A 21783-nucleotide genomic window follows, 5' to 3' on the forward strand; every position below is an offset into this window, starting at 1 on the left:
GCGATCCGCACCTCGGACGTCTGTCCTCTTGCATCCAAATGTTCCATCACGCTCTCCGCTTCCGGACGACAGCATGCCGACCGGGGCAGACCGTCCGCGGTGGTCGAGTGAACGCAATGCGGCACGCCAACAGTGCCCGATCGAGCCGTGACGTCTCGCGCGTACCGCGTCCGGCCATGACGCCGCGATCACCTTGTCGGTCGTCGTTGAGTTCGGTCTGTCGGCGGCGCGCCTCTTCTACAGATCCAGCTCCAGGTCCATGTACGGGACAGTGCGACCCAGACCCAGGAGGGTGAGGTGCTGCGTTCAGGCCGCAACCCGGACGGTGAGCGTGGAACCGGTGTCGCGACTTGGCGAGCACTGGCCCGCGTACAAGCTCGATCGCCCTGGCTGTCAGTCGTCAGGCCAACACGTACGTATGCCCAATGGGGCCGGTCCTTGGACGGCTCGTGTCGATCCGCGACAATCCACGCATCGAGCCAGGTCAGCCAGACCCTGCTTGCGATGAGCTGGGAGGCGTCGTGTCGTACTCGACAGCGAACGTGTGGGCCACGCACGTGACCATCGGAGCCCATGAGGTGCGTCAGATCCTCGTACCTGAGCACGACGACATCGAACTGCGTGGCATCGGCGTCGACGAGGTTGCGTCCAGTGCCCGCGGGACGTGGGCTGTGGCGCGGGGTGCTGCGCGTCCCCGAGGCGACGCGTTGACGGCTGTGCTCCCGGTACTCGCGCCTACGACTGGGCGGGTGTCGTGGGCGGGTCTCCGAGAGAACACTGGACCAGACGCCGTCACGCGGTCGTACGCCGATGCGATCACCTTCGCACTCCCCGGCGAGGGTGCCGGACTTCGTCGACCGCAAATGGCTGCACTGCATTCGATCATCGGATACCAGTCGTCAGGGGTAGACGGCCCTGCCGTCGTCGTAATGCCAACAGGTACGGGCAAGACGGAGACCATGGTTGCCTGGATGGTCGCGGCGCGACCATCCAAGGTGCTCGTGGTCGTCCCCTCGGACGTACTCCGTGATCAGGTTGCGCAGAAGTTCGAGTCGCTGGGGATCCTGCAGAGCGTTGGCGTCGTCAGACCGTCTGCCCTCCGCCCGTGTGTGGTCCGCGTCGCCCACCGAATCGAGACGACCGACGAGGCCGCGGCACTCGTCGAGCACACGAACGTCATCGTGACGACCCCACACGCTCTACATGCGGCGACCCCTGAGGTCCGCGTCGCTCTGACCAGCCTATGCACCCATCTGATCGTCGACGAGGCGCACCACGCCGCAGCGGAAACGTGGACCGAGATCGTGCGGGAGTTCACCGGCCGGCCTGTCCTGCTGTTCACCGCGACACCCTTCCGTACTGATGGTCGCGCGCTTCCGGGCAAGACGATCTTCAGGTTCCCGCTCCGCGAGGCACAGCGCGACGGGTACTTCAGCAAGATCGACTTCAAGGCCGTGGTCGGGCTCGGTGACGCAGACGAGGAACTCGCAAAGGCTGCAGTAGCTCGTCTTCGGAGCGATCTGGACGCGGGCCTGGAGCACGTCATGCTTGCCCGCGCGGCCAACAAGGCCCGAGCCGCGGAGATCGTCGCTCTGTACGAGAAGCTCGCCGGCGACCTGCAGCCTCGGATCCTGGTGGATCACCTGCCGCAAAAGACCGCGAAGGCCAACCTGGCCGCGTTGCGCGATGGCAGCAGCCGGATCATCGTGTGCGTCGACATGCTCGGCGAGGGGTTCGACCTCCCGACGCTGAAGGTGGTCGCATTCCACGACCCGCGCCGTTCTCTCAGCCCGATGATCCAGCTGGTCGGCCGCGTCGCGCGGACCGCCTCGGACAGACGGGTCGGCACCGCGAGCGTGTTTGTCATGCAGGAACCTCGAATGGTGCAGTCGCCCATGCGCCAACTACTTCGTGAGGATGCGGACTGGAACACCGTCCTGAGTGACATCACTGACCGGGAGACCGCCCGCGCCGAGGAGGTCTCGGAGTTCGACGCGTCGTTCGACATGGCGCCTCCGGATGTCCCGGTCAGGCTGCTGCAGCCCAAGATGAGCGCGATCGCGTTCCTCACGAGTGAAACCGACTGGGACCCGCTGGCCGCGGCCGCGGTCTACGGCGAACGGATCATGGACGACGTCATCAGCGTCAGCCGCGTCGAACGCCTCGCGTGGTTCGTCGTGGAGAACACCGACGACCTGCGCTGGGGCCACCTGCCGACCCTCCGTGAACTCTCATACGACCTTATCGTGCTGTTCTTCGACCGCCGTCACGGATTGCTGTTCGTGCATGGCTCAGACACACGCAAGGACTATAAACAGCTCGCGGACGCCGTTCTTGGCGGCAACGCGACCCTGTTCACGGGGCCGAACACCTTCCGGGTGTTCGGCGGTCTCGATCGACTCATCCCGACGAACGTCGGGTTGCTGGATGCCGTTGACCGAGACACCAGGTTCTCCATGTACGTCGGGAGCCATGTCGAGACGGCCTTGACCGAGGCACAGAGCGGCCACAAGAGCAACACCCACATCGCGGGCAAGGCGTTCGACGGCGGCGACAGCGTCACGATCGCGGCTGCGATGTCCGGGCGGTTTTGGTCGATGAGCACTGCCACGGGCTTGATCGCCTGGCGCGACTGGTGCCTGAGACAGGCGGAACGGCTCACGGATTCGACGGTGAACCTGAAGCACGTCTTCCGGGACATGATCATCCCGGTTGCGCTCACGGATCGACCGGACGAGCACCTTCTTGCCATGGAGTGGCCGTGGGAGTTGTACCTCGGAGCTCCCGGCGGCCCGCGTCTGCATCACGCTGGGTCGTCGTACTCGAGCCTCGATGCCGACTTCCGGATCGAGGACCACGGTACGACCGGACCGTTCCGGTTCTCTGTCGTCACGCCGACCTGGCAGGTCGCCTATACCGGGACGGTCGGTCCGACCGGTATGCACTACCAGGCTGTCAGCAATGACATCGAGGTCGACGTCGGCCGGTCTGGGGCGGTGGTCCCGCTGTCGGACTGGTTGAACAATCACAAGCCCACGATGTTTCTGTCAAACGACGTCCTGATCACCGGTGACGACCGGCTCCTGCGTGCCCGGGGCGATCTCGATCCGTTCGATCGCAATCGGCTCGAACCACTGCCCTGGTCCGGCGTGAACATCCGCGTTGAATCTCAGGGTGAACACCGGCGTCCCGACTCGATTCAGGCGCACGTCGCCAGCGTGCTTCGTGCCGAGCAGAGCTTTGACGTGTTGATTGACGACGATCGTTCGGGAGAGGCTGCGGACTTGGTCGGTCTGCGCGTCCAGGATGACCAGCTGATCGTCACCCTCGTGCACTGCAAGTTCTCCACCGGAGACCTGCCCGGCGGTCGAGTAGCGGATCTTTACGAAGTGTGCGGCCAGGCCATGCGCGGTGCCCGTTGGCGTTCGAACAGTCTCAACCCCTTGTTCGTCCACCTCGACCGTCGAGTTCGGGCCTACTACCGGCGCACCGGCGGCGACGCGTTCGAGATTGGAGACCTGGAGACGCTGCTGCGGCTCGCCAGCCGCGCCCCACAGCTGTACCCGCGGTTTGTCACGATCATCGCTCAACCCGGTCTGAGTGCTGCTGGCTGCACGACGGAGCAGCTGCGGCTGCTCGCGGGCGCGGAGACGTACGTTCGGGCGGTCACGAAGGGAGGTCTGAGAGTGCTCACCTCGCCGTGAGAGGTTCCACGCGTTCGCAGCTGCGCTCGGCAACCACTGCAAGGCAGCAGTGGTCGCCCGCTCGTCCACGGCAACGCGGCGCCCTAGCGCTCACGGCTTGTGTCCGCGGGCGAACGCTTCGATCAAGTCGAGATCAGCAACGGTCAGGCCAAGATGCGGATCCGGCGCGAGCAGTAGCTCCCGACCAGGCGGCCACGACTGGACGTCGGCGATGGCGAGCTCGTCGGTGTCGATGTTCAAGACGCCGTCGACGTCCAGGAACCAGACCGGGGGACCCTCGGCGGCGGCGGAGTCGCCCGCGGGCGATGCCAGCTCTGCCGGACGGGTGCTGTTCGGGGCTGGTGAGCGCGTTCCGTCGCGGCTGGCGCCACCGGTCGGCGATGAGTCGTCGTTCATCACGCGAGGAGTGTGCCGTGGGTCGACAAGCCAACATTGGCAGCTGCGGTACGCCCGGCAAGAAACCTAAAGGCGAACCCGCATGCTGACTTTCTCGTCGACCGATGTGATGTGAGCGACGCAGCGGGAAGCAATATCGCGCAGATTTGCCTCGGTTATCTGGATGCGCTCCTGAATCACGTTGATGTCGATGCTGTTGAGCTTGGATACGTTACTTTCGCGCTTGAGCAACTGCTGACGGGTGAGCCTACCCAGGCCGTGCGTTATCGCATTTCGGGCGATAGCAAGGCTGTTGATGTAGCCCCAGTCGATTGCTGTGACTCTGAGCCATTCTTTGTAGTACTTCTGCTGGTTTGACCAGCTTGATACCGCGGCCGTCGAGGACGTGTTCCATATTTGAGCGAGGGCCCCTTGGTTTCTTGGCCGGATATCGTCCTCGACCTCAGTGAGCAGTCTATCGGCGCAAAACGCCTCTGTAATTGACATAATCCGGACTAGTGTTGCTTCCCTCTGCTCGGCTGTCCGGTCATGGCGTTGAGCGCGGAGGCGGCGGCCCCCGACCGGAACGACCGGGCGACGAGCCTCGGAAAGGTGCGCGGCCAGCGCGCGGCGGATCTGTGCGCAGGACTCCTCGGCCTCCTCGGTGAGGACGTAGGGGATCATGAACGCTTCGCCCGCTGACGGCGCGGCCGAGCAGCGCTGCGTCCCTGCGGGCCGTGACCGTCGGGCCGTCCGACGAGCACACGCTCGATGCCGTCTTCCGCAACTTCCTCAGCGAGCTGCGTGGAGATCCGAGCTAGCCCCCAGAGCGCCAAGCTTCGCCAAACCGGACCCACGCGCCCAACACCCATGGCAAGTGTTTCCGGATCCCCGCGGCCGATGCTTCCCAACGCCGCGGCTGCATGCGCCGCGACGGCATCGCGACCGTGCTCCACGGCCCAGTGCAACCACCTAACGTGTGGCCGCGAGGCCTGACTGCCCCGCAGGAATCCGGCAACGTAGGCGATCCAGATCGCCTGCCAGTCGCTCAAGACCGCCTTGTCGACGATCTCGTCGAGGGCATCCCGTACCTCGACTCGTCGGTCCCCGTTGCGCTTCGAGTATTGGATGAGATACGACGCAAACTGGGGGGTTAGGGCCGGCTCGTACAGGAGGATTGCGCTGGCGTTGGCGAGGGGTCCGGACGACCCGCCAGCGCCGAGGATGGGGAGTGCACGTCCAAGGAGCGACTGCGTGATCGCGGCGCCCTTGCGCGACTGTGTGTCGTCGTCCTCGCCTTCGTCAAGCCATATCTCAAGAGCTCTCTCTGCCGCGCTCAGGAGGGTGGGCGTGACGTCATACTTCGGGATCGACGCAGGGCCTGGCGTGTCGAAATCGACGTCACCTTCGTCGATGCCGCCGCCGAGAGGGTTCGCTGCGAGTGAAGCGGCTTCGGCGAGTTCCTCTTCTTCTCCGTATAGGTCGACCCAGAAGTCTTGCAGCACATCGACGCCTTCGAACAGTCCGCGCTCCGCCGCTGCAAAGGAACCGAGATCTTCTTGATATCGTTCCCGAGACCAGGTAAATGTCTTGCGCTCGTTCTGAACGAGGCCGAGCAGACGCATCTCCGCGGAGCACACCTCAAGGGCGCGTTTCGCCTCGCTCAGCGTCGTCGCGCCGATGCGGAAGTCGTCCGAGTACGAGAGAGTCTTGAACCCGTGCCGGCGCAGGCGGCGCCGTACGGGATCGATGTAGGTGTCGCCCAGGATGTCGCTCGACTGGTGGATCTGCGGGAGCCCGAGATCGCGGCCCATGACGCCGCGCAGGGCCGTGAGCAACTGCACCACCAGCGGCTCGTCACCGGTCTGCGCGACGAGTTCGTCGGCGAGGAGACCGTGGTCGACGAACTCGTAGTACGCGGTCACGTCGGTGACGGCGATGTGGGTCACGTCCTCCTCACTCAGCAGCAACTCCTTGAACTCCCGGGCGGGAGGTCGCGACCTGAGGCGCTCCGGTAGTTGCACTGCGAGGCGGTCGCACAGAAAGCGGTAGACGACGGCGTCGTGTAGCGCCATCACCGTTAGCGGCCGGCTACCCCGCCAGCCCTTGCGCGCGAAGATGACGTCACCCCGCGCTGGCTCGATTGACGGGCGCGCGGCGACGCCCTTCATCAAGCGAGTGATCGCCTCGACGTGACCTAGCAACGCTCCGTAGTCGTGCCGCGGTGGCAAGAGCCGGTGGTGGGTGGACAGCTCCTTCGAGACGGCTTCGCCGAGCGCCTCGGGTGAGGCGGCAGCGATGTCAGGGAGTTGCATGCGGCCATCGTGCCTGACGTCCACAGGGTCCGGACGGTGTTCAGGACAACGGATCGCTGGAGGGGAGTCGCGATGTCGTCAGACCCGCCGTGACCTGCAGTGCCTAGTGGTGTGCGTGTGGCGCTCCCGAAGGCGTGCCTGGGCCAACGCGAGCGGGCGCGTTGCGCGAGGTCAGCGGCTCTCGAGGACCACCCAGAGAGGGTGGTTGCGGAAGGACATGCCCATCGAGTCGACTGCCACGCCAAGGGCCGGCGATCGCGTTCGAGGTCGGTTCTCCGCGCACGGTGGTGCCATGCAATTGCTTCGTCCAACCGCGAGACTCTGCTGGCGTTGTTACGTCACGATGTGGCACATGAGCGGACTCGCCTCCAGCCCGGATCCGGACCGCCGCAGGCGTGCGGGCGACGCAGGGGAGAACGAACGAGCCGTGCGGGGTACGTTCCCCACTCTCGATAGGTGGCGGACGATGCGGGGTCCATTCATCTGCTGCTTCAGCGGGGACGCTGAGAGACGCAAGGAGGCGCTCACTGCCGACGTAGACACAGCTTCTTCGTCGAGGGTGCGCCTGGACCCCGCCCCAAGGTGTGCCTTGGGCTCTCCGAGGTGGAGGCGCGTCCCATGTCAGCTAGATTCGCGAACCACCCACAGGTGGGTGGTTCCGAAAGGAACCGCTCGAGCAGTACCGAAGCTCCCGGTCAGGGTTCTCTGACCGGGCGCTTCGTGGTTCCGGGGGTGCATGGGGCTGCTCTGGGCTGCTCACGGACGCGGCCCGGCGGTGGCCGGGCGAACAGGTGTGGACTCTCAGGCGGTCGCCCGCGGCAGGCGCCGCCGGCCTCTGGTCGAGGTATGCCGGTCGAGCGGTTCGGGCGACGGTTCTTCTCCGAGCTCGACGTGCCAGGGGTCGGGCTGGAGGTGGTCGCCCGGGCTCACAGGGCCGGAGCCCGCGTGCCCAGGAGCTCCAGCAGGCGCAGGGCTGCGTCACGCATGCGGTCGTCGACGTCGTGGGTCGGGTCCCACGAGGCGACGGTCGCCGACGCGAGCGGGAGTCGCGTGACGGCCTCGAGCACCGTGGCGCGCACCTCGTCGGGCGTGAGGTCACCCGGCGCGGCGCAGGAGTTCGCCGGTGGGAGGGACGTGTCGTGCACGTCGAGGTCGACGTGCACGTGCACGTGCACCGCGTCCGCGTGCGCGAGCACCGCGTCCGCGTGCGCGAGCACCCGGTCGAGCACGCTGCCCGCCCGCCCCGCCCGGACGTCGGCCACGGTCAACCACGTCGGTCCGGGGCCGTCAAGGAGCCGGCGCTCGGCCTCGTCGAGCTGGTGGCCGCCGACGAGCACCGTGCGCTCGTCGGGCGACGGCGCGTACCCGGGCACGCTCGCGGCGAGTCCTTGCCGGCACCGGCCCGTGGTCATCGCCAGGCTCATCCCGTCGAAGAACCCGCTCGCCGACGTCGCGGGCGTCTGCAGGTCGCCGTGGGCGTCGAGCCACAGGACCGCCACGCGCCGCTCGGGCGCGAGGGCACGCAGGCCGGCGACGACCCCGAGCGTCACCCCGCAGTTGCCTGCGAGCACACTTGACCGCACGCCCGGGACCGGCCCCCATCAGGCCCGCGTCACCAGGTGCCGGGTGTAGGCGGGGATGGTGAGGAAGGTCGGGAAGTCGTCCGCGAGGGCGACCTCGCCGAACAGCGCGGCGGCGTCGTCGAAGCGGTCGCCCTCGCGGCGCTCGACGTCGGTGAGGACGTCCGCGAGCACCTCACGGACGGTCGGGGCGTCGATCACCGTGCCCTCGGCGGTCGTCGTGCCCTGGTGCACCCACTGCCACACCTGCGACCGGGAGATCTCCGCCGTCGCGGCGTCCTCCATGAGGTTGTCGATGGCCACGGCGCCGAGCCCTCGCAGCCACGCCTCGAGGTACCGCACGGCGACCGACACGTTCTGCCGGAGCCCCGCGTCGGTGACGGCGCCGGGCTGCGCCCCGCCCGCGGACGGGATGTCGAGCAGGTCGGCCGCGGTGACCTGCACGTCCTCGCGCAGGCGGTGCCGCTGGTCGGTGCGGTCTCCGAAGGCGGTGTCGAAGACCTCGCGCGCCACGGGCACCAGGTCGGGGTGGGCGACCCACGTGCCGTCGTAGCCCTGGCCGGCCTCGCGCTCCTTGTCGGCGCGGACCTGCTCCAGGGCGCGGGCCGTCACGTCGGGCTCGCGGCGGTTCGGGATGAACGCGCTCATGCCGCCGATCGCCTGCGCACCGCGGCGGTGGCACGTCGCGACGAGCAGCTCGGTGTACGCCTTCATGAACGGCACCGTCATCGTCACGCGGCCGCGGTCCGGCAGGACGAACCGCGGCCCGCGGGCACGGAAGCTCTTGATGATGCTGAAGATGTAGTCCCAGCGTCCGGCGTTCAGGCCCGCGCAGTGGTCGCGCAGCTCGTAGAGGATCTCCTCCATCTCGAACGCGGCCGTGATCGTCTCGATGAGCACCGTCGCGCGGATCGTCCCGTGCCGCAGGCCCAGGTACGTCTCGGTGAAGCGGAAGACGTCGTCCCACAGCCGCGCCTCGAGGTGACCCTCGATCTTCGGCAGGTACAGGTACGGGCCGCGCCCCGCGTCGATCAGCGCCTGCGCGTTGTGGAACAGGTAGAGCCCGGCGTCGAACAGCGACGCGGAGGCCGCGCACGACTGGCCGGCACGGTCGGTGAGCTGCACGTGCTTCTCGGTGAGGTGCCAGCCGCGGGGGCGGAAGACGATGGTCGGCGTCGTCACACCGACCCGGTACTCCTTGCCCTCGGGCGTCGTGAAGTCGACCTGCCCGCGGATCGCGTCGTACAGGTTCACCTGGCCCGAGATCGCGTTCGTCCACGTGGGGCTCATGGCGTCCTCGTGGTCGGCGAGCCACACCTTCGCCCCGGAGTTCAGCGCGTTGACGGTCATCTTGCGGTCGGTCGGGCCCGTGATCTCGACGCGCCGGTCCGTCAGGCCCGGCCCCGGGCCGGCGACGCGCCACGTCCGGTCGGCGCGGATGTGCGCCGTCAGCGGCAGGAAGCCGGGGTCCGCGCCGTTGGCGAACCGCTCGCGGCGCCGCTGCCGGGCGAGCAGCAGCTCGTGCCGCCCACCCGAGAAGCGCTCGTGCAGGGCGGTGAGGAAGTCCATCGCCTCGGGCGACAGCACCAGGTCGGTGCCCTCGACCGGGGGCCCGGTCACGGTCAGCCGGGGGTGCGCGAACGGCGAGGTCAGGCTCGCCGCCCGGGGCGACGTGTCGGTGAGGGTCATGGCGTTCTCCTGGTTCGTGGTCAGCGTGGAGGGGACCTCTGCGGGAGGGTCGAGCGGCGTGCCGCGAGAGGTCGGGCCGGGCGGGTCAGTGGCGGAACTGGGCCGTCTCGGTGGAGCCGGCCAGCGCGAGGGTGGCGCTGTCGGGGCTGATCGCGGTGGCGACCTGGTCGAAGTAGCCCGTGCCGACCTCCCGCTGGTGGCGGGTCGCGGTGTAGCCGTCGGCCTCGGCGGCGAGCTCGGCCGTCTGCAGGTCGACGTAGGCGCTCATGCCGCGCTCGGCGTAGCCGCGGGCGAGCGTGAACATCGACTCGTTGAGGGCGTGGAAGCCGGCGAGGGTGATGAACTGGAACGCGTACCCGTGGGCCGCCAGCTCGCGCTGGAACCGGGCGATCTGCGCGTCGTCGAGGTGCGCGCGCCAGTTGAACGACGGCGAGCAGTTGTAGGCGAGGAGCTTGCCGGGGAACGTCTCGTGGATCCGCTCGGCGAACTCGACGGCCAGCGCGACGTCCGGCGTCGCCGTCTCGACCCAGATGAGGTCGGCGTGCGGTGCGTACGCCTGCGCCCGTGCGACCACCGCGTCGAGGCCCGGGCGGACCCGGAAGTACCCCTCGGCCGTGCGCTCGCCCGTGAGGAACTCCTGGTCGCGCTCGTCGACGTCGGACGTCAGCAGGTCCGCACCGAGGGAGTCGGTGCGGGCGACGACGACCGTCGGGGCGCCGGCCACGTCGGCCGCGAGCCGTGCCGCGGACAGCGTGCGCACGTGCTGCGACGTCGGGACCAGGACCTTGCCGCCCAGGTGGCCGCACTTCTTCTCCGCGGCGAGCTGGTCCTCCCAGTGCACGCCCGCGGCACCGGCGGCGATCATCGCGTGCATCAGCTCGTACGCGTTGAGCGGGCCGCCGAATCCGGCCTCGGCGTCGGCGACGATCGGCGCGAGCCAGTCACGCGTCGGCGTGCCGTTCTCGGCGACGTCGATCTGGTCCGCCCGCAGCAGTGCGTTGTTGATGCGCCGCACGACGGCCGGCACGGAGTTGGCCGGGTAGAGCGACTGGTCGGGGTACGTCTGGCCCGACAGGTTCGCGTCGGCGGCGACCTGCCAGCCGGACAGGTAGATCGCCTCGAGCCCCGCGCGGACCTGCTGGACGGCCTGGTTGCCCGTCAGCGCCCCGAGCGCCGGCACGTGCGTGCGGGTGTGCAGCAGCTCCCACAGGCGCTCGGCGCCGCGCCGGGCCAGGGTGGGGTCCTCCCGGACCGAGCCGCGCAGCCGCACGACGTCGGCGCCCGTGTGCCGTCGCTCGATGCCGGCCCAGCGCCGGTCGGTGCGCCACTCGTGCTCGAGGTCCTCGGCGGTGCGGGTCTGCGCGCCGGGACGGACGTCGACCGCACCCGCGACGGCGGCGGTGGGGGCCTGCAGGTCGTCCAGCGGGGTGGTGGGAGCGGTCATCGTCGTGCCTCTCGCGTCGTCGGTGCGTCGCCCCGGAGGGCGTCCGGTCGGGGAGCCGGGCGGCGTCCCACGACCAACGTGCCTGCTCGACGAGGGCTGTGGGGCGGTCGCGGCTGCGGAAGATCGGGGACTCTTCCGCAGCACGCAACAGACGTGGGTCGTGACGCGGCTCCGACCGCTGGGTGTGAAGGGCGACGGTTCTTCCCAGCGGATCGGCCGGTTCAGGGCGGAAGATCGGCACATCCACCCAGGTCAGGCGCCCGGCCCGGGAAGGATCGAGGTACTTCTCCTGGACGGGATCGTTCCCACGGTGTGACGCTGGCTCGGTGACGACGACGACGCCCCGGACCCCGGACCCCCGACGTGCGACCGACCCCTCGCCCGCCCGTATCGCGCCGGGCACGGCGTCGAGGGCTGGACCGACCTCTCGGGGGCGGGTGGTCGAGGCCGGCGGCGCGGTCGGCGGCGCCGGGCTCGACACGCTCGTGCTCGGACGGCTGGTGCGCCACCTGCGCACCGCGCGGGGCATGACGCTCGACGACCTCGGGCGCGCCATCGGCCGGGCGCCGTCGCAGGTGTCGATGCTGGAGAACGGGCACCGCGAGCCCAAGCTGTCGCTGCTGGCGCAGGTGGCCGACGCGCTCGGTGTCCCGCTGCGCGACCTGCTCAGCCCCGAGCCCCCGACGCGCCGCGCCGCGCTCGAGGTGGAGCTCGAGCGGGCGCAGCGTGGCCCGCTGTTCGCCAGCCTCGGCATGCCGACGGTGAAGGTGGGTCGCTCCCTGCCGTCCGACGCGCTCGAGGCGCTGGTCGCGCTGCAGGACCAGGTGCAGCGGCTGCTGACGGAGAACGCGGCGACGCCCGAGGAGGCGCGGCGCGCGAACACCGAGCTGCGGGCCCGGATGCGCGCCCAGGACAACTACTTCCCCGAGCTCGAGGAGCACGCGCGGACCCTGCTCGACGCGGTCGGGCACCACGGCGGCCCGCTGTCGCAGCGCGCGACCGCGGAGATCGCCGCGCACCTGGGCTTCACGCTGCACTACGTCGCCGACCTGCCGCACTCGACGCGCACGGTCACGGACCTCGCGCACGGGCGCATCTACCTGCCGCAGGCCGGTGCCGCGCACAACGACTCACGCTCGCCGCTGCTGCAGGCGGTCGCGTCGCACGTGCTGGGGCACTCCGAGCCCGTCGACTACGCGGACTTCCTGCGCCAGCGCGTGGAGGCGAACTACCTGGCCGCGGCGCTGATGATCCCGGAGGCGTCGGCCGTGGCGTTCCTCGGCGAGGCCAAGGCCGAGCGGCGGCTGTCGGTGGAGGACCTGCGCGACACCTACGCCGTGCCGTACGAGACGGCGGCCCACCGCTTCACCAACCTCGCCACGCGGCACCTGCAGATCCCGGTGCACTTCATGAAGGTCCACGAGGGCGGCACGCTGCACAAGGCGTACGAGAACGACGGCGTCGTGTTCCCGTCGGACCCGCTGGGGGCGATCGAGGGGCAGCCCGTGTGCCGGCAGTGGACGGCGCGCGTGGTGTTCACGCTCGACGACCGGTTCAGCCCGTACTACCAGTACACGGACACGTCGTCGGGCACCTTCTGGTGCACGTCGCGCGTGCAGGGGTCCTCCCAGGGTGCCTTCTCCGTGAGCGTCGGGACGCCCTTCGCGCACGTCCGCTGGTTCCGCGGGCGCGAGACGACGGAGCGCTCGGCGTCGCGCTGCCCGGACGCGTCGTGCTGCCGGGAGGCGCCCCGCGCGCTCGCGAGCCGCTGGGAGGACCAGGCGTTCCCGAGCGCGCGGCCGCACGCGTCGCTGCTGGCCGCGCTGCCGGTGGGCGTGTTCCCCGGCGTGGACCAGACCGAGGTGTACGAGTTCCTCGAGCGGCACGCGCCTCGGTCCTAGGCCCGCCAGAGGCGCTGCTCGACATCGGTCAGCGCGTCCCGCACCGCGGCCGGCACGCGCTCCCCCACCTCGTCGAACCAGGCAGCGGTGCGCGCCACCTCCTGGCGCCACGCATCCGTCGGCACGTCCAGCAGCGCTGCGAGCCCGTCGTCGTCGACGTCCGTCCCGGTGACGTCGAGCGCGCCCGGGGCGGGCACCAGGCCGACGGGCGTGTCGACCGCGGCCGACGACCCGTCGAGCCGTCCCAGCGCCCACGCCAGTACGCGGACGTTGTCCCCGAACCCCGGCCACAGGTACCGCCCGTCGGCGTCGGTGCGGAACCAGTTGACGCAGAACACCGCGGGCGCGCCGGCCCCCAGCCGCTCGCCGACGCGCAGCCAGTGCGCCCAGTGGTCGGCCACGTGGTACCCGCAGAACGGCAGCATGGCGAACGGGTCGCGCCGCAGCTCACCGACGGTGCCCTCGGCGGCCGCGGTCTGCTCGGAGGACACGGTGGCGCCCAGCAGCACCCCGTGCGCCCAGTCGCGCGCCTGCACCACCAGGGGCACGGTCGACGGACGACGGCCCCCGAACAGGATCGCGTCGACGGGCACGCCCTCGGGGTCGTCCCAGTCCGGGGCGATCGTCGGGCAGCGGTCCGCGCGGACCGTGAACCGGGAGTTCGGGTGGGCGGCGGGCCGGCCCGCGTCGGGCGTCCAGTCCTGGCCCCGCCAGTCGACGAGGTGGGCCGGCGGCTCGGGCGTCAGGCCCTCCCACCACACGTCGCCGTCGTCGGTCAGCGCGACGTTCGTGAAGATCGTGTCGCTCGCGACCATCTCGACCGCGGCGGGGTTGGTGCGCGGCCCCGTGCCGGGGGCGACGCCGAAGAACCCGGCCTCGGGGTTGATGGCCCGCAGCCGCCCGTCGGGCCCCGGCCGCATCCACGCGATGTCGTCGCCGATCGTCTGCGCCGTCCAGCCGGGCAGCGTCGGGCTGAGCATCGCCAGGTTCGTCTTGCCGCACGCCGACGGGAAGGCCGCGGCGACGTGGAAGGCGCGCCCCTGCGGTGACGTCAGCCGCAGCAGCAGCATGTGCTCGGCGAGCCAGCCCTCGTCGCGGCCCATGACGGACGCGATCCGCAGCGCGAAGCACTTCTTGCCCAGCAGCGCGTTGCCGCCGTACCCGGAGCCGTACGACCAGATCTCGCGGGTCTCGGGGAAGTGCACGACGTACTTGGTGGGGTTGCACGGCCACGGCACGTCGTCGTCGCCCGGTGCCAGGGGTGCGCCGACGCTGTGGACGGCCGGGACGAACGCGCCGTCGGACCCGAGGTGCTCCAGCACGGCCGTCCCCACGCGCGTCATCAGGTGCATGCTCACCGCGACGTACGGGGAGTCCGTCAGCTCCACGCCGTACTCGGCGAGCGGTGAGCCGACCGCACCCATCGCGAACGGCACGACGTACATGGTCCGCCCGCGCATCGAGCCGGCGAAGACGCCGCGCAGCTCAGCCCGCATCGCGGCGGGGTCGCGCCAGTTGTTCGTCGGGCCGGCGTCCGCCTCGCGCTGCGAGCAGATGAAGGTGCGGCTCTCGACGCGCGCCACGTCGTCCGGCGCGGAGCGCGCCAGGAAGCTGCGGGGACGGCGCTGCGGGTCCAGCCGCACGAACGTGCCCTGGGCGACGAGCAGCTCGCACAGCCGCGCGTACTCCTCGGGCGAGCCGTCGCACCAGACGACCTCGTCGGGCAGCGTCAGCGCCGCCGTCGCCGCGACCCAGGCGCGCAGGTCCGCGTGGGGCGTCGGGGCGTAGGTCGCCGTGGCCGGGGTCTCGAGCGTCGTCATCGTCCGTCCCTTCCCGTGCGGCACGGCGTCGCCGCCGTGGCCGTGGTCCGTGCAGATGCGGCACCGCACCGGAGCCGCATCTCCACCGTGGACCCGCGGGAGCGCCGCGGCGAGTCGCGCGGGGGGAGAAGTCCGGGGGATCTTCCCGGCAGCGGAAGAGGACGGGGCAGCGGCGCACGTCGCGGACCTGGTGCGGCCGGTCGTCAGCGAGGCGCCAACGCACCCCGGACGTCGGCGTCCGCCGCGCGCAACCACGCAGCGCTGCTCAGGACGTCGACGTCGTGCGCGAGCCCGTCGGGGTCGGTGCTCGTGAGCAGGACCGCGGCGCCGAGCCGGACGTCGGCACCCGCGTTGCCGTCGCGCCCCACCCGCAAGACGTGCACGTCGACGTCGATGCCGAGGTCGCCCACCCTCGACGGTGGTCGGCGTGCTGTCGCCGCGGCAGTACCTGCTCGGTCTGCCGGCCACCTTCGTGCTGTACCTGGCAGGGGCCGTGCTGCCCGCCATGGTGTTCGTGTACGCCCTCACCGGCTCCACCGCGACGACCGTGGTCCTCGGCGGCGTCACCTGCACGGCCCTGCACGCCCGGGGACGCCCGGACGGTGCTCAGCACGCCGTCCGACGCGCTGCTGTCCACGGTCTTCCTGTTCTTCGTCTACTTCACCCCGCGCACGACGGACGCATCCGGGTGCCGGGACGCCCAGGTCCTTGCGGCCGGAGCCCTGGCCCGGGACCATCGTCCGACTGCCGGCAGGGTGCCGGCGCCCCGACCACCGGAGTGCCCCCATGTCGCAGCACCCCGTCCCCGCCCGACCCACCGCCGCATTCGTCGGCGCGTCGTGGGTGGCCCTGATCATCGCCGTCAGCGCGTTCGCCATCGGCCTGTGGAACGCGAAGATGCTGCTGTCCGAGAAGGGCTTCTACGGCACGCTCCTGCTGCTCGGCCTGTACTCGGCGATCGCGCTGCAGAAGTCCGTCCGGGACCGCGCCGAGGGCGTGCCCGTCACCGGGATCTTCCTCGGGCTGTCCTGGAGCATGGTCCTGGTGTCCCTGCTGCTCGTGGCCGTGGGCCTGGTCAACTCGACGCTGACGCTGTCGGAGAAGGGCTTCTACGGGCTCGGCTACACGATGGCGCTGTTCGCCGTCATCGCCGTGCAGAAGAACATCCGCGACCTGGCCGCGGCCGGGCCCGCGCCGCGTCCGACGCCCGCCGAGCCGGAGGTGCAGGCGACCGTCTGGCACCAGTGACCGGCGCGGCCGCTGACGGTCATGCCGGCAGCGAGGGCCGGGACGCTCCACCGTCGACGAACATCGGCTCGCCGTGGCGCTCCCTGCTGTAGAGGACGCACGTCCCTCGGCCGCTGCGCTTCGCGTCGTACATCGCCGCATCGGCCGCGGCGACGATGGCGTCGGGCGTGGTGAGCGCGTCCGACCCCACGGCCACGCCGATGCTGGTCGTCGTCGTGCGTCGGTGCGGCCCGAGGTCGTACGGTGCCCGGAGCCTGTCGTGGACGCGGTGCGCCACGGCCAGCGCCGCCTCCGCCGTGGGGATCTCGTCGAGCAGGACGAGGAACTCGTCCCCGCCCACCCGGGCGGCGACGTCCCCTGCTCGCAGCTCGTCCGTGAGGCGTCGCGCCATCTCGACGAGCAGCTGGTCACCGGCGGCGTGGCCGAGGGTGTCGTTCACCGTCTTGAAGTCGTCCACGTCGAGGAACAGGACGGCGACGTCGCTCCCGCGCGGACCCGCGCCGTTCAGGCCGTGGGCGAACCGCTCCCAGAAGGCCGCGCGGTTCGCCAGCCCGGTCAGGTCGTCGTGGAGCGCTCGGCGGCGCAGCTCGCGGGTGGCGATCGCGAGCTCGGCCGTGCGTTCGGCGATGCGGTCCTCGATCTCCCGGTACGTCGCCTCGAGCTCCTCACCGAGCGAGTTCACGCCGGCCGCGACGGCGTCGACGATGTCGCCGGCCCGGCCGACCGTCGCACGGGCGTCGAACCGCAGGGCGGCGAACTCCTGGATGACGTGGACGACCTCCTCGAGGCGGCCCGCCAGGTCCGGAGCGGCGTGGGCCTCCGGTGACACGGCCATCGCCGTCAGACCAGCCGTGACCGGAGCCACTCGGCGGCGGCGTCCGCGTCGTCGAACAGCCGCGTGGGCACCTCCGGCCTGCTCACGTTGATGAAGAACGTCGCCATCATGCGACTGAGCGGGTTCCCGACGAGCAGGGCGACGGCGGACACGATCTCCTGGCGGCGGACGAACTCCATCCGCGCCGCCCGGTCCTGCGGGCCGGCGTCCGTCGTGTGCACCAGGAGCGGTGCGGCCCGACCACCGGTGAGACCGCTCATCGCCTCGATCGCCGCGACCGCGTCCTCGAGGCCCGACGGCACGTGCGGGGTCCAGGTGAGCTCCACCACGCCGTCCGACCGGAGCCACATGCGGAACTTCTCGTGGGTGAACACGGCCACCTCGTCGCTCACCGGGTCACCGCCCGGCTCGCGGTGCGTGTGCGGGTGACGTGGCGACGCTCGCGCGGCCAGGTCGGCCGGGCGTCGGCCCGGGTCGTGGGCAGGCTGATCACAGGTGCTCCCTCGTTCGGCGGCCCGGCTGACCGCGTGGGTCCCGTGGCTTTGCGTCCCCGCCTCGCGACGGGTTTGCCTTTTCGTCTTCCCAGGGGCATCGGCCCGGTGAGGGTGCTCCATGAGAGGAATCACCCGGTGCCGAGGGGTGGCGCTCCGGGAGAACCTGCCCGGCCGGCCGGGCAGGCGCTTGGGCGATCCGGGACGCGGGCATACCCTCGGGAGGATCCGCCACGCACCCGCGGGAGCATCCGTGACCGACACGATCGACCGGACCGACCTGGGACTCGACGACGACGACGTCGGCGAGCGGCCCGTCGTGACGCGTCGACCGCTGCACGCGCCGCCCCCGCCCTTCCAGCCGCTGTCGAGCACCGTGCGTTACCCGCCGGGGCCGGTGGCCGACGTCGAGGACGTCGTGACGGAGCCGGTGGCGCCCGCGCCCCGACGGCTCGCGCGGGTGCTGGCCCCGTGGGCGAGGGTGCGGCCGTGGACGCGGTCGCGCGTCGTCGCCGGGCTGCTGGGGGTGTTCCTCGGCGGCCTGGGGCTGCACCGCCTGTACCTCGGCTACTGGCGCCGCGGTCTGACGATGCTGGCGGTCACGGTGGTGGGCGGCTTCCTCACGCTGGGGATCGCCGCCGTCGTCATGGGGGTGTGGGGCTTCGCCGAAGGGCTGCTGGTGCTGACCGTGCGGCGCGGGCGCTTCGCGCACGACGCCCGCGGGCGGCCGCTGCGCGGCTGACGGGACGGCCCGGGCGCCCTCGGCATCAGCCCTCGTGGGCGCGCTGCTCGCGCACCCGCTGCGCGGCACGCTCGTTGCCCGGCTCCTGGGCGATGCCGCGCAGCATCTGCTCGACCTTCTCCTCCGGCTGGCGGGGTGCCAGCAGCGGCACGTCGGGGTCGACCACGGCCTCGACGAGCACCGGGCGGTCGGCCGCCATCGCGCGGCGCCACGCGTGGTCCAGCTCCTGAGGGCTGCGCACGGTGATGCCGACGAGCCCGAGCAACTCGGCGTAGCCGGCGTACGGGAACACCGGCACCCGTTGCGACGTCTCGAACCGCGGGTCGCCCTCCATCTCCCGCTGCTCCCACGTCACCTCCGCGAGGTCGCCGTTGTGCAGCACGAGGACGACGAACCGCGGGTCCGCCCAGTCCCGCCAGCGGGCCGCGACGGTGATCAGCTCGGACAGGCCGTTCATCTGCATCGCCCCGTCCCCGGCCAGCGCGACCACCGGGCGGTCCGGGTGCAGCAGCTTCGCGGCGATCCCGTACGGCATCGCCGAACCCATCGACGCCAGCGTGCTCGACAGGTGAGCGGGCACGCCCGGTGGCAGCCGTAGGTGCCGGGCGTACCAGTAGGTGACGGAGCCGACGTCGACCGCGACCTGCGCGTCCGCCGGCAGGTGGCCGCTCAGCTCGCGCACCACGAGCTCGGGGTTGAGAGGGTCGGCGGGCAGCCGCACCCGCTGCTCGGCCACGTCGTGCCACTCCCGGACCGCGACCTCGACCTCCGAGCGCCACCCCGTGCGCTCGGGCAGCAGCGGCAGCAGCGCGTCCAGGGTGTCGGCGGCGTCCCCGACGAGCGCGACCTCGGCCGGGTACTTGGTGCCGATGTTGCGGCCCGTCACGTCGACCTGCACGGCACGCGCCTGACCCGGGGCCGGGTAGAACTCCGTCCACGGGTCATTGCTCCCGACGATCAGCAGCGTGTCGCAGCGGGACATCAGGTCCGCCGACGCGGTGGTCCCCAGGTGCCCCATGACGCCGCAGTGGTACGGCAGCGACTCGTCGAGCAGCGGCTTGCCCAGCAGCGACGTGGTGAGTCCGGCGCCCAGCCGCTCGACGACCCGGCGCACCTGGTCCGTCGCGCCCGCGGCGCCCTGGCCGACGAGCACCGCGACGCGCTCGCCGGCGGCCAGCAGGTCGGCCGCTCGCCGCAGGTCGTCCTGGCGCGGCACCGCGTGCCCTCGGGCGAACGCGGTGGACGAGCTGACCAGCCCGTGCGCATGCTGATCACCGTCGGGCAGGTCGGCCTTCTGCACGTCGTGCGGCACGATCACGCACGCCGGGCCGGAGGTCGCCAGGGCGGTGCGGAACGCGGCGTCCAGGACGTGCGGCAGCTGCTCGGGGGAGACGACGGTCTGCACGTACTGGGCGCAGACGTCCTTGAACAGCGTGTGCAGGTCGACCTCCTGCAGGTAGCCGCTGCCCAGGGCCGTGCTCACGATCTGGCCGACGATCGCCACGACGGGCTTGCGGTCGAGCTTGGCGTCGTACAGGCCGTTGAGCAGGTGGATGGCGCCCGGGCCCTGCGTCGCGAGGCAGACGCCGACGCCGCCGCCGTACTTGGCGTGCCCCGTGGCCATGAACGCGGCCATCTCCTCGTGCCGCGCGGTCACGAGCTCGACGTCGGCCTCGCGCCGGTGCAGCGCCGCGAGGAGCGGGTCGATGCCGTCCCCGGCGAACCCGAAGACGCGGTCCACGCCCCACGCGGTCAGCCTCTGCACGATGCCGTCCGCCACCGTCGCCGCGCCCATGTCGGCTCCCGTCCTCGGGTGCGGCACCGCCGGGGCGGCCGGTGCCTGCGACCCATGCTGCGCGACGGTTCGCGCGGACGCATCCGCGCGCGACGTCGCCGCTCCCGGCGGGACCGACCCCTCGCGGGCGCCGGGTGCACGGCTGGAACGCGTGCGGGGTCGGGCCCCGGGACGCGGGAGGATGGGCGCATGAGCGCGACACTCCAGGCCCGTGGGGTGGCCGCGGCATTCGGCGACCGTCAGCTGTTCTCGGGGCTCGACCTCGTCGTCGCCCCGGGGGACGTCGTCGGGCTGGTCGGGCCCAACGGCGCGGGCAAGACGACCCTGCTGCGCATCCTCGCCGGTCAGCGGCCTCCGGATGCGGGCTCGATCGCCCTGTCGCCCCCCACGGCGCAGGTCGGGTACCTCGTGCAGGAGGTCGAGCGGCACGCCGACGAGACGGTGCGGACGTTCCTCGAGCGGCGCACCGGGGTCGCCGACGCGCAGCACGCCATGGACGCGGCGTCGGACGCGCTGGCGGCCGACGAGCCCGACGCGGGCGACCGCTTCACCCACGCCCTCGAGCGGTGGATGGCCCTCGGCGGTGCGGACCTCGACACGCGGCTCGGCGTCGTCGCCGACGACCTGGGGCTGGGCGTCGACCTCGACCTGCCGATGACCGCGCTGTCCGGCGGCCAGGCCGCGCGCGTCGGCCTCGCGGCGCTGCTGCTGTCCCGCTTCGACCTCTACCTGCTCGACGAGCCGACGAACGACCTCGATGCCGACGGTCTCGACCGCCTCGAGGAGTTCGTCGAGCGCGCGCAGGCGCCGGTCGTGGTCGTCAGCCACGACCGCGAGTTCCTGGCGCGCACGGTCACGACGGTGGTCGAGATCGACCGCAGCCTGCAGCGCGTCGCCACCTACGGCGGCTCGTACGACGCGTACCTCGACGAGCGGTCGACCGCCCGCCGCCAGGCGCGCGAGGCGTACGAGGACTACGCGAGCCGCCGCGACGCGCTGGCCGGGCGGGCCCGGATGCAGCGCGCGTGGATGGAGAAGGGCGTGCGCAACGCCCGGCGCAAGGCGAGCGACAACGACAAGCACGTCAAGCACCACCGCGGCGAGACGTCGGAGAAGCAGGCCGCCAAGGCGCGGCAGACGGACCGGATGATCGAGCGCCTGGAGACCGTCGAGGAGCCGCGCAAGGAGTGGCAGCTGCGCATGAGCATCGCGACGGCGCCGCGCTCGGGCGCCGTCGTCGCGACCGCGCGGGCCGCGGTGGTGAGGCGCGGCGACTTCGTCCTCGGGCCCGTGGACCTGCAGCTCGACTGGCAGGACCGCGTCGCGGTCACCGGGCCGAACGGGTCCGGAAAGTCCACGCTGCTCGCGCTGCTGCTGGGCCGCCTCGCCCCGGACGCCGGCACGGCGTCGCTCGGGCCCGGCGTGCTCGTCGGCGAGGTGGACCAGGCGCGCGCCGCGTTCGAGGGCGACGAGCCGGTCGGCGAGGCGTTCGCCCGCCAGGTCCCGGACTGGACGACCGCGGACGTCCGCACGCTGCTGGCCAAGTTCGGGCTCGCCGGGCACCAGGTCGGACGCCCGGCGTCGTCGCTGTCGCCGGGGGAGCGCACGCGCGCCGCCCTCGCGCTGCTGCAGGCCCGCGGCGTCAACCTGCTGGTCCTGGACGAGCCGACCAACCACCTCGACCTGCCGGCCATCGAGCAGCTCGAGCAGGCGATGGAGTCCTTCGACGGCACGATCCTGCTGGTCACGCACGACCGGCGGATGCTCGACACCGTGCGCCTGACGCGCCGCTGGCACGTCGAGGAGGGCCGGGTCGGCGAGGTCCGCCCGGACTGACCGGGCCG

At 71.3% G+C, this 21783-nt stretch carries 16 protein-coding genes and 1 riboswitch; of the genes, 5 read left to right on the plus strand and 11 right to left on the minus strand.

Translation table 11 applies throughout. The annotated features are described in order from the left end of the window. Positions 1–425 precede the first annotated feature (425 nt). The gene (locus NP075_RS00180; protein WP_255629112.1) at positions 426–3704 is read left to right on the plus strand and encodes a DEAD/DEAH box helicase; all 3279 of its coding nucleotides are present in this window, start codon (positions 426–428) and stop codon (positions 3702–3704) included. A gap of 90 nt (positions 3705–3794) precedes the next feature. Here NP075_RS00180 and NP075_RS00185 read toward each other — a convergent pair whose 3' ends face one another. From NP075_RS00185 to aceA, 6 genes are all read right to left on the minus strand, one after another. Continuing rightward, a complete protein-coding gene (locus NP075_RS00185; RefSeq protein WP_227563698.1) occupies positions 3795–4103 on the minus strand; it encodes a hypothetical protein in 309 nt (102 codons plus the stop codon). Positions 4104–4166: 63 nt separating this feature from the next. Then, a complete protein-coding gene (locus NP075_RS00190) occupies positions 4167–4763 on the minus strand; it encodes a hypothetical protein (RefSeq protein ID WP_227563699.1) in 597 nt (198 codons plus the stop codon). Beyond that, entirely contained in the window at positions 4760–6394 is a 1635-nt protein-coding gene (locus NP075_RS00195; protein WP_227563700.1) for a reverse transcriptase family protein, read from the minus strand. The genes NP075_RS00190 and NP075_RS00195 overlap by 4 nt, the downstream gene beginning before the upstream one ends. Before the next feature lie 926 nt (positions 6395–7320). Next, on the minus strand, positions 7321–7965 hold the full coding sequence (locus tag NP075_RS00200; protein ID WP_227563701.1) for an arginase family protein: 645 nt from the start codon (positions 7963–7965) through the stop codon (positions 7321–7323). A gap of 30 nt (positions 7966–7995) precedes the next feature. Beyond that, complete coding sequence (gene aceB / locus NP075_RS00205) at positions 7996–9663, minus strand: malate synthase A (protein WP_227563702.1); 1668 nt, start codon at positions 9661–9663, stop codon at positions 7996–7998. Positions 9664–9748: 85 nt separating this feature from the next. Further along, positions 9749–11107, minus strand: a complete 1359-nt coding sequence (gene aceA / locus NP075_RS00210; RefSeq protein ID WP_227563703.1) for an isocitrate lyase — start codon at positions 11105–11107, stop codon at positions 9749–9751. A 437-nt stretch (positions 11108–11544) separates the two neighbouring features. On the opposite strand from aceA, the gene NP075_RS00215 reads away from it, so the two are divergent. Beyond that, positions 11545–13008 (plus strand): helix-turn-helix transcriptional regulator, encoded by a 1464-nt coding sequence (locus NP075_RS00215; RefSeq protein ID WP_227563704.1) that lies wholly within the window; start codon positions 11545–11547, stop codon positions 13006–13008. Here NP075_RS00215 and NP075_RS00220 read toward each other — a convergent pair. Continuing rightward, complete coding sequence (locus NP075_RS00220; protein ID WP_227563705.1) at positions 13005–14828, minus strand: phosphoenolpyruvate carboxykinase (GTP); 1824 nt, start codon at positions 14826–14828, stop codon at positions 13005–13007. The genes NP075_RS00215 and NP075_RS00220 overlap by 4 nt on opposite strands. Positions 14829–15031: 203 nt before the next feature. Next, positions 15032–15238, minus strand: coding sequence for a hypothetical protein (locus NP075_RS00225; protein WP_227563706.1), 207 nt, complete (start codon positions 15236–15238; stop codon positions 15032–15034). Positions 15239–15614: 376 nt separating this feature from the next. On the opposite strand from NP075_RS00225, the gene yiaA reads away from it, so the two are divergent. Continuing rightward, positions 15615–16076, plus strand: coding sequence for an inner membrane protein YiaA (gene yiaA / locus NP075_RS00230; RefSeq protein ID WP_227563707.1), 462 nt, complete (start codon positions 15615–15617; stop codon positions 16074–16076). A gap of 19 nt (positions 16077–16095) precedes the next feature. Here the strand turns inward: yiaA and NP075_RS00235 are convergent, their stop codons facing one another. Next, the gene (locus tag NP075_RS00235; RefSeq protein ID WP_227563708.1) at positions 16096–16911 is read right to left on the minus strand and encodes a diguanylate cyclase domain-containing protein; all 816 of its coding nucleotides are present in this window, start codon (positions 16909–16911) and stop codon (positions 16096–16098) included. Between the two features lie 5 nt (positions 16912–16916). After that, positions 16917–17303 (minus strand): DUF7793 family protein, encoded by a 387-nt coding sequence (locus tag NP075_RS00240; protein WP_227563709.1) that lies wholly within the window; start codon positions 17301–17303, stop codon positions 16917–16919. Between the two features lie 114 nt (positions 17304–17417). Continuing rightward, a riboswitch (cyclic di-GMP riboswitch) is annotated at positions 17418–17492 on the minus strand. A gap of 163 nt (positions 17493–17655) precedes the next feature. Here NP075_RS00240 and NP075_RS00245 point away from each other — a divergent pair. Beyond that, the gene (locus NP075_RS00245; protein WP_227563710.1) at positions 17656–18144 is read left to right on the plus strand and encodes an NINE protein; all 489 of its coding nucleotides are present in this window, start codon (positions 17656–17658) and stop codon (positions 18142–18144) included. A gap of 25 nt (positions 18145–18169) precedes the next feature. On the opposite strand, the gene NP075_RS00250 is transcribed toward NP075_RS00245, so the two are convergent. Next, positions 18170–19939, minus strand: coding sequence for a thiamine pyrophosphate-requiring protein (locus NP075_RS00250; RefSeq protein WP_227563711.1), 1770 nt, complete (start codon positions 19937–19939; stop codon positions 18170–18172). Positions 19940–20128: 189 nt separating this feature from the next. Between NP075_RS00250 and NP075_RS00255 the strand changes: the two genes are divergently transcribed. Next, entirely contained in the window at positions 20129–21775 is a 1647-nt protein-coding gene (locus NP075_RS00255) for an ABC-F family ATP-binding cassette domain-containing protein (RefSeq protein WP_227563712.1), read from the plus strand. Positions 21776–21783 lie beyond the last annotated feature (8 nt).

This window comes from Cellulomonas wangsupingiae, from assembly GCF_024508275.1.
Classification (GTDB): Bacteria; Actinomycetota; Actinomycetes; order Actinomycetales; family Cellulomonadaceae; genus Cellulomonas; species Cellulomonas wangsupingiae.